This is a genomic window from Citrobacter sp., from assembly GCF_050252275.1.
In the GTDB taxonomy this organism is placed as follows: domain Bacteria; phylum Pseudomonadota; class Gammaproteobacteria; order Enterobacterales; family Enterobacteriaceae; genus Citrobacter_A; species Citrobacter_A amalonaticus.
The window spans coordinates 1-8,217 of sequence record NZ_JBFWLF010000210.1 but is presented as its reverse complement, the minus strand read 5'-3'; the positions used below and the strand labels follow the sequence as shown (position 1 = coordinate 8,217).

Here is an 8,217-nt window from a genome sequence, read left to right as displayed (position 1 = left end):
TGCCGATTATCGCGCGACGATAGACGCTAAACAGATCGCGGGCGTGAAAAAAAATGTCTCCTCACTCACCTGGTCCGATAAAACGAATACGTTGTTCAGCACAATCAATAAACCCGCCGCGATTATTGAATTAACCCGCCAGGGTCAACTGCTGCGTACCATCCCACTCGATTTTATTCGCGATCTGGAGACGATCGAGTTCATTGGTAACGACACATTTGTCATCAGCGATGAAAGTGACTATTCCATCTACGTGATTACCCTCAATGCGCAGTCACAGGTCAACATCATCAAAAAGTTAACGCTTAATCTGTATGAAACCCCGACCAACGACGGTTTTGAGGGCCTCGCCTGGTCACGTGAAAAAGAGACATTCTGGTTTTTTAAAGAAAAGAGACCGATTGGGATCTATAAAGTGACGGGGCTGCTCAATAATGACAATCTGACCATCAGTAAAGACCATGCGCTGCAACAACAGCTAGGTGTGCAGGATATTTCAGGCGCGGAGTTTAATCCGCAGCGGAACAGCCTGCTGATCCTATCTCACGAATCACGAGTGCTCAAAGAGGTCAGAACCGACGGCAACGTTCTCGGCGTCATGCCGCTAACCGAAGGTCACCACGGGTTGGCGCACACCATACAGCAGGCTGAAGGGATCGCGATGGATAACCAGGGGACGCTGTTTATCGTGGCAGAGCCCAACCTGTTTTACCGCTTCACGTCTGAGAGCGCACAATAATACCGCCATCGCCTTACCCATTTGTTATAAATTTGTTACTCTCGCATTTCGCTCACGACAAATAACAATGGGTACGGCATGAGCCAGCAACCGCACATCGCAGACCGGTATTCACTGCGCACCGCCCTTTTCGGGATGATGGTCCTCGCGCTGGGCATGGGAATTGGCCGTTTTCTCTATACCCCAATGCTGCCCGTACTGCTGGCTGAGGGGCGCTTCACGTTTTCCGAACTGTCGTGGATAGCCAGCGTCAACTATGCGGGATACCTGGTCGGCAGCCTGTTGTTCTCGTTCGGGCTTTTTCATCTGCCGGGACGTTTACGCCCTATGCTGTTGAGTTCAGCGGTGGCGACCGGCGCACTGATCCTCGCGATGGCGCTATTCTCCAATCCCATGGTGGTGATGCTGGTGCGCTTTTTGGCGGGAGTCGCCAGCGCCGGGATGCTGATCTTTGGCTCCACGCTGGTGCTGCAACATACCCGCAATCCTTTTGTCATTGCCTCGCTGTTTTCTGGCGTCGGCGTCGGGATTGCGCTGGGTAACGAGTACGTGATTGCTGGTCTGCACTTTGCGCTCTCCTCCCACGCGCTGTGGATCGGGGCGGTGGCCTTCTCGGCCGTCCTGGCGATGTTGCTGGTGCTGCTGCTTCCGTCCCACGCCCACACGCTGCCTGCCGCCACCCAGGCAAAAAGTGACCCGCAGCCGATGCGCTGGTGGCTACTGGCGCTGCTCTACGGACTGGCAGGATTCGGTTACATCATCGTTGCCACCTATTTACCGCTTATGGCGAAAGGGGCGGGTTCTCCACTGCTGACGGTTCATCTGTGGACGTTGGTCGGTGTCTCAATTGTGCCGGGCTGCTTCGCCTGGCTGTGGGCCGCGAAACGCTGGGGAGTGCTGCAATGCCTGACGGCAAACCTGGTGATTCAGGGGGCCTGTGTGATCCTGACGCTGGCCAGCGGCTCTCCGCTGTTGCTGGTACTGAGCAGCGTGGGGTTCGGCGCAACGTTTATGGGCACCACCTCGCTGGTCATGACCCTCGCGCGACAGCTTATTGTGCCGGGAAACCTCAACCTGCTCGGGTTTGTGACGCTGACCTACGGTATCGGCCAGATTCTGGGTCCGCTGTTAACCACGCTGTTAGGCAGTGGCACGCAGGCGATTACCGATGCCACGCTGTGCGGCGCGCTGGCGTTATTTATCGCCGCGACGATCAGCGCCCTGCAATTCTATAAACAAAAGCGTTTGTTGGCGTGCCGCATCAAAGACATGCGCTGACCATAATGCGGGGGACCTGGTGGATCCACTCCAGTAATTCGTAAAGCAGCGAAGCCGTGACGATTTTACTGGTTGTCGCGGTTGACCAGGGAAAGAGCGTTACGCTGAGTTCCCACGTCATGAGCGAGACGGTTGTCACGACCAGGGTCAGTCCTAATGCGGTGACGGTAATACACGCCATGGCGCGCCAGAGAGGTAAAAACATCATCCTGTAAAATCCGCCCGCACTTATTCACGGCCGCCTTCATTGGCGGTGCGATGCAGCATGAGCGCTTCGGCAATAATGTCCTGTTTGCTTTTACGCGTTTCTAACGCCAACGCCCGAACGTAGTCCCATAGCGTAGTCTCAACACGGGCGCTTAACAGCACCATATCTTTAGAACGGGTTCCCCTGGCTTTACGGGTATCGGGATAATCGCGGGAAGGCATCGTCGGCTCCTGAAGGCTATGTCGTCTTAACTGGGGAGGAATATGCAGTTGGTCGAATAACAAGTCAACGTACAAAATTTCAGCAGCCGGGTGATAGAAATGTTAAGAAAACGCCTTAAAATGGAACGCTGTTTCAAGTGAAAGATAGCCCGTAGCAGGCTAATGATGTCAGGGTTTATTTACATGTTCTGATTAATTCAGTGCATTTCAGCCCCTGCGCTTCCGGCAAAACATTCACCACGATTATTGAAAATTCCTATGCGCCAATAAGTTACTTCCAGGATAAATGTTTACTTTGAAGGCAATAACTGGCTTTTTTAGAGAGAGTTACGACGATCTCTTTCAATAATTTTCGCTAACGTCACTTCTTTTCTTTGTTATCAGACGTCTTACCACCGCCACCATAAACGCAATAAAGGTAAACAAGTCGTAAATAAGGACATTTTTTAACGACGCAAATTAAGTGCGCATCAATTGACATGGATCAATTTTAAAAGCTGAATTTTGCCAGCTTTTGGTAAGAATCTGATGAAGCGCACAAATACCGACTGCTTTTGTACACTAAATTTTACGCCACCAGACATGCCTGTCATCCGCGGGTGATATTGACTTTACTTTTCATCGCCACACTTCCAGCACGACGGAACCAAAGTTATTCCAGTACATCCCCGACATATCATTTGCAAACACCACTAACTCACCGCTGCGGGGCGCAATCCAGCCATTATTGAGCCGGGTGCCGTCGCCAATCACAAACATGGTATCGGTTGATTTATCAATAGTACCAATTAGGGTAAACCAGGTCGCAGATTCGTGGCGGCAACGCAGCCAGAGTCGGGCAAAATTCAAATAGCCGACGGTGTAACCGTTCGCGTCACAATAATGCCCCATATCGCACCACTTTCCGGTGACATGAAAGAAATACCTGACGCCCTGCTCAACAAACAGATCCGTTTCAACCCATTTATCGCGTGAGCGAATTTGAGTTCGCTTCACCCGTCGTGAAGCCAGTGGCGGAACGCACATTCGATCAACCATACATCATCACCTTTGCGCAAACACAGTTATGCAGGCCGCCCGGATAAAACGATGACGAACAGGAGGGGTAACACTAATTTTTGTGAACTCTGCGGCCGCGCTCCATAACAGGAAAGTTGTAGTCAGCCCGTGCCGTTTCATACCTTTCATTGACCTGACGCGATAGCGCCTACAGATGCGCCGTTCAACGTGCGGGTAAGCAGCCCACGCGCTTACCCGCACATCACCACACGGGTTACCGGTAGTTGACCTTCATATTTTTCGACAACGGTTCAATGACCGTGGAGACCAGAATAAAGCACAGCACACAGAATCCGGTCATCGCCATGAATACCGCATCCCAGTTGTAAGCATCCAGAATAATACCCACAATCAGCGGCATACACATACCACCCAGTTGCCCGCCCATGTTGATTACGCTGTAAGCGATCGGATAAATGTCTTTATTCGCCCGCCCCATCGCGTAGACCGAGTAAGCCGAATAGCCCAGCGACAGCATCAGCCCCAGCAGGAACAGCATCAGCGACAGAACGATTTTGCTTTCTGGCGCATAAACCAGTGAGTACATGGTGAAGATCGTCGCCCCGGCGCTGAGCAACATCAGCGGTTTACGACGCTTGTTCAGCACCCGGTCAGAGAGCACGCCGCCAATAAAGTTGCCCATGACCGTCCCGAGAAACGGTGCGGCTGCCAGTGCGGCAGAACTCGTCAGATCGAATCCGCGTTCGGTGATCAGATACTTGGGCAGCCATGACATCAGCACGCTGACAATCCCCACCATCGAGAAGTATCCCAGCGCGACGCCATAAATATCCCAGCAGCGGAAGACCTGTTTTGAACAGGAGAGTTCTTCAACCTGCTTTGTGCGAATTAGCTTGTCGAGCCAGCAGTAATTGAACTCAGGAACGGCCGGTGCGGCGGCTTCCTGAGTCGTCGCCGGAAGCTGTTCTTCGCGGATGTAAGCGACCTCTTGCTCATTCACGAAGCGGCTCTCTTCCGGCTTATTGCGAACCATCAGATACCAGAAGATCGCCAACAGCAAGCCCGGAATGGCAAAGAAGACAAAGATATAGCGCCATCCCCAGACGGTGATGATCCAGGCGCACAGCGGCGGGACGATCAGTGGACCAAACTTGGATCCTGCCAGAAACAGCCCGGTTGCCGTCCCTTTTTCCTTCGGGGGAAACCACTGGTTGATAGTCACCGTCGAGCCAATAACCACCGGTGACTCACAGACGCCCACCATAAAACGCAGGATCTTCAGCAGGAAAATGTTATTCACCATCCCCATCAACCCCGTAAACACGGAGGTTAATAACATCCCCATTGCAAATGCATTACGCATGCCAAACTTCTTAATCAAGTACCCGGCAGGAATTTGAAAAAACGCATAGCCGGCAAAGAACAGGCTGATTAACAGTCCTGCCATGGTATTTGAGATTTGAAATTCTTCCTGAATAAACGGAATAGCAAAGCCGATATTTGCGCGGTCGGCGTTAGCTACGGTGTAGGTTACAAAGATAAAACTCATGACCCACCATCTATAATGGGTCATCTTCGGCTTCCCGATATTATTATTCATCATGTCTGTTTCCGTATCAGAGGTCAGATTTTTTCGCTGCAAAAATCAAATTCACTGTAGGTTCTGGCTCGCGAAAGACTGCTCAACAACGTCGGTTCAATCGTGCTGCGGATCAGGTTTGCGATATCCAGCAGGTCAGGCAGTGAGATACCGGTGTCGAACCCCATTCGGTTAAACATATTCACCGCATCCTCGGTGGCGGCATTACCGGCGGCCCCAGGCGCAAACGGGCACCCGCCCAGTCCACCGACGGCGGTCTCAAAGCGCGTAATGCCCGACTGAACGCCAGCAAACATACAGGCCAGCGCCATACCGTGGGTGTTATGCAGATGCAAACCAATGTCCATTTTGGGGAATTTCTGCTGGATCCCGCGCAGTACAGATAATGTCTGAGTCGGATTGGCGACGCCGATGGTGTCGCACAGGGTTACCGCCGAAATCCCGAGATCATCGGCAAACTTGATCATATCCATCAGCGTTTCACGACTGGTCTCGCCAATAAACGGGCAGCCAAATACCGTCGCCAGCGACAGCGTAATAGTCATATCCGGGAACGTGTGGCGAATTTTATAAAGATCCTCCAGCGACTCGGCATGCGTCCGGTTAATGTTGGCCTTGTTATGCGCCGGACTGACCGAAACCACATAGTTAATATTTTTAATGCCGGCCTCACTGGCGAGACTGGCCCCCTTCACGTTCGGTACTAACACTGACGGAATAATATGCGGATGCGTGTTCAGAACATGCTGAATAACCTCACGGGCATCGCTCATTTGTGGAATCGCCTTAGGACTAACCATCGAGGTGATTTCCATCGCGCCGATCCCCGACTCGACCAGACGATCGATAATTTTTATTTTTAAATCGGTAGGAATAAACGCTTTGATGTTCTGAAAACCATCTCTTGGCCCGACTTCAGTAATCTGGATAAATGTCGACATGGCAGAACCCCTTACAGAACGCCGGAACGAATAAGCTGCTCAATTTTTTCATCTGAATAGCCCAGACGTTCTTTAAGCACTTCGTAATTATGTTGACCAAGCGTGGGCGCAGGCATTCTGATGGTCGCCTTGTTGTTCGTGAATTTAACCTGATTGCCGGTCATGGTAATTTTCCCGGCGACGGGGTGTTCAATATCGACAAACATTTCGCGGGCACCAGCAATATGCGGATCCTGCGTCACACGGTCGATGGTATTGATCGGCGCAGAAGGTATACCGGCATCCAGTAGCATCGACACGATGGTGTCGATATCTAAATCGCGGGTCCAGCATTCGATAATGTCTTTCAGCTCGGCGTGATGAGCAACGCGGTCGAGGTTAGATTTAAATTTCTCATCTTCCAGCGCGCTGATTTGCAGAACGTTTTTCAGCAGGCCATATAATTTGTCGTTGCCGCAGGCAATAATGACGTAACCGTCACGCGCCTGGAAAGAGTCATACGGATAAATCGCTTCATAGCGGTTACCAATAGGCGTCGGAATACGTCCTGTATTAAGGTAAATAATGTTGATAATTTCCAGCGACGACACCATCGAATCGACCAGCGCAATATCCACTTTTTCGCCGACACCGGTTTTCAGGCGATTGACGTAAGCGGCAAGCACGCCAATGGCGCAACTCATCCCTCCGACCACATCCGCAATAGCTGTCCCGGTGCGCGTAGGCGGCGTATCAGGCCAACCGGTGGTGCTCATCAGTCCGCTCATGGCCTGGCCGATGATGTCGTAACCCGCGCGTTTCGAATACGGGCCGGTATGACCAAAGCCGGAAACGGCGCCGTAAATAATCGCCGGATTCACCTTACGCAAATCCTCATAGCCAAGTCCCAGTTTTTCCATCACACCCGGACGGTAGTTTTCCAGAACCACATCGCTGTCGCGAACTAAATCGAGAAATATCTGCCGACCTTCTTCAGATTTAAGATTCAGCGTCATTCCGCGCTTATTGCGGTTTAAATTCATAAAGTAGGCGCTTTCGCCATTAATTTGCGGCGCGTTGGCCCGTGAATCATCCCCTTTCCCCGGCAATTCGATTTTAATCACATCCGCGCCAAAATCCGCCAGCATCATTCCGCAATAAGGGCCAGCCAGCACCCGGGTTAAATCCAGCACACGAACACCGCTTAATACACCAGACTGTTTGTTCATTCCTTCCCTCACTTTTTAGTAGATAAAGCACAAGGCCGCTTGCCTTATAGATTGTCTAATCCAATATGTGTGCCAGGAATGAATAAATCGGAAGTATTTAATCTAACCAAATGAAACAAATAGATTTATTGCATTTTGCTATTTATCTGAGAGAAAGAAAAATGGCTTTCAATTTTGAAATTCATAACAGTTGTGATATTGGTTTGTGATAGCCACAAATTTTCCATGGTGATTTATGTCACATAAAACGTTACCGAATCTGGCCTTAATAACCCCCTATCCGGCACTGGCAGCCGTGGTGACTGAGCAGTGCGCCGGTATTTTTAACTGCCATGTTTTTCACGGAAGCCTGGAAAAAGCCGCGGGGATTGCGCGAAATCTCGACCCTGATTTTTATGACATCATTATCAGCCGTGGCGGTACGGCGGACTATATCGATCGCGTAACCAAAATTCCGGTAGTACGTATTCTCATGTCCGCGCTGGATTTGCTTAAGTCGCTCACGCCACTGAAAAAACATCCGCATAAAATCGCCTTTTTTAATTATCAGAACTATTTATCTGACGTAAATCTGGTGGCAACCGCACTGGACGTGGAGATCGAAGAATTTATCTTCCTGTCGCACGCCGATATGGTCGATAAACTCAAAAAATGCCGTGCACGTAATTTCCAGACGGTGGCGGGAGGATTACCGGTTTCAGACACGGCGGAACACTATGAGATGCACGGGATTCTGATCGAAAATGGTCTGGAATCGGTGAACAGCGCGCTACGCGAAGCGATGGCAATCGTGGAGACGACCCGTCGCAAGCAGCAGGATATGGCGCGACTGGAGATCATTCTCTCCTCAATTACGGAAGGGATCATCGTCACCAACGAAAATAACGAGATCCAGATCTTCAATAAATCCGCCGAGAACATATTTGGCCTGATGGCCTCGCAGGTGATTGGCAAACCGGTGGATACGGTCATTAAAAATACGCGGATTAACCAGGTATTGCT

Annotated in this window: 9 protein-coding genes; 3 read left to right on the top strand and 6 right to left on the bottom strand. The window is 50.9% G+C overall.

Features of this window, described 5'->3' with window-relative positions; all coding sequences use genetic code 11:
* A partial coding sequence (locus AB7E14_RS16580) for an SdiA-regulated domain-containing protein (protein WP_428169689.1) occupies positions 1 to 739 on the top strand: 739 nt, incomplete at its 5' end.
* A gap of 78 nt (positions 740 to 817) precedes the next feature.
* Positions 818 to 2,017 carry an MFS transporter gene (locus AB7E14_RS16575; protein WP_061069588.1) on the top strand — a complete coding sequence of 400 codons (1,200 nt, stop codon included), beginning with the start codon at positions 818 to 820 and terminating at the stop codon, positions 2,015 to 2,017.
* Here AB7E14_RS16575 and AB7E14_RS16570 read toward each other — a convergent pair.
* The 6 genes from AB7E14_RS16570 to AB7E14_RS16545 form a co-directional block, all read right to left on the bottom strand.
* A complete protein-coding gene (locus AB7E14_RS16570) occupies positions 2,001 to 2,225 on the bottom strand; it encodes a hypothetical protein (RefSeq protein ID WP_042999291.1) in 225 nt (74 codons plus the stop codon). The genes AB7E14_RS16575 and AB7E14_RS16570 overlap by 17 nt on opposite strands.
* 20 nt (positions 2,226 to 2,245) lie before the next feature.
* Positions 2,246 to 2,446, bottom strand: a complete 201-nt coding sequence (locus AB7E14_RS16565; protein ID WP_042999290.1) for a hypothetical protein — start codon at positions 2,444 to 2,446, stop codon at positions 2,246 to 2,248.
* 618 nt (positions 2,447 to 3,064) lie between these two features.
* Positions 3,065 to 3,484: a hypothetical protein gene (locus AB7E14_RS16560; protein WP_200050351.1), complete on the bottom strand. Its 420-nt coding sequence runs from the start codon at positions 3,482 to 3,484 to the stop codon at positions 3,065 to 3,067.
* Positions 3,485 to 3,719: 235 nt separating this feature from the next.
* On the bottom strand, positions 3,720 to 5,039 hold the full coding sequence (locus tag AB7E14_RS16555; protein WP_225851818.1) for an MFS transporter: 1,320 nt from the start codon (positions 5,037 to 5,039) through the stop codon (positions 3,720 to 3,722).
* A gap of 50 nt (positions 5,040 to 5,089) precedes the next feature.
* A complete protein-coding gene (locus AB7E14_RS16550; protein ID WP_044264501.1) occupies positions 5,090 to 6,007 on the bottom strand; it encodes a hydroxymethylglutaryl-CoA lyase in 918 nt (305 codons plus the stop codon).
* An 11-nt stretch (positions 6,008 to 6,018) separates the two neighbouring features.
* Positions 6,019 to 7,215 carry a CaiB/BaiF CoA transferase family protein gene (locus AB7E14_RS16545; RefSeq protein WP_428169688.1) on the bottom strand — a complete coding sequence of 399 codons (1,197 nt, stop codon included), beginning with the start codon at positions 7,213 to 7,215 and terminating at the stop codon, positions 6,019 to 6,021.
* Positions 7,216 to 7,450: 235 nt separating this feature from the next.
* On the opposite strand from AB7E14_RS16545, the gene AB7E14_RS16540 reads away from it, so the two are divergent.
* Positions 7,451 to 8,217: PrpR N-terminal domain-containing protein (locus tag AB7E14_RS16540; protein WP_428169687.1), on the top strand; the 767-nt coding region annotated here is incomplete at its 3' end.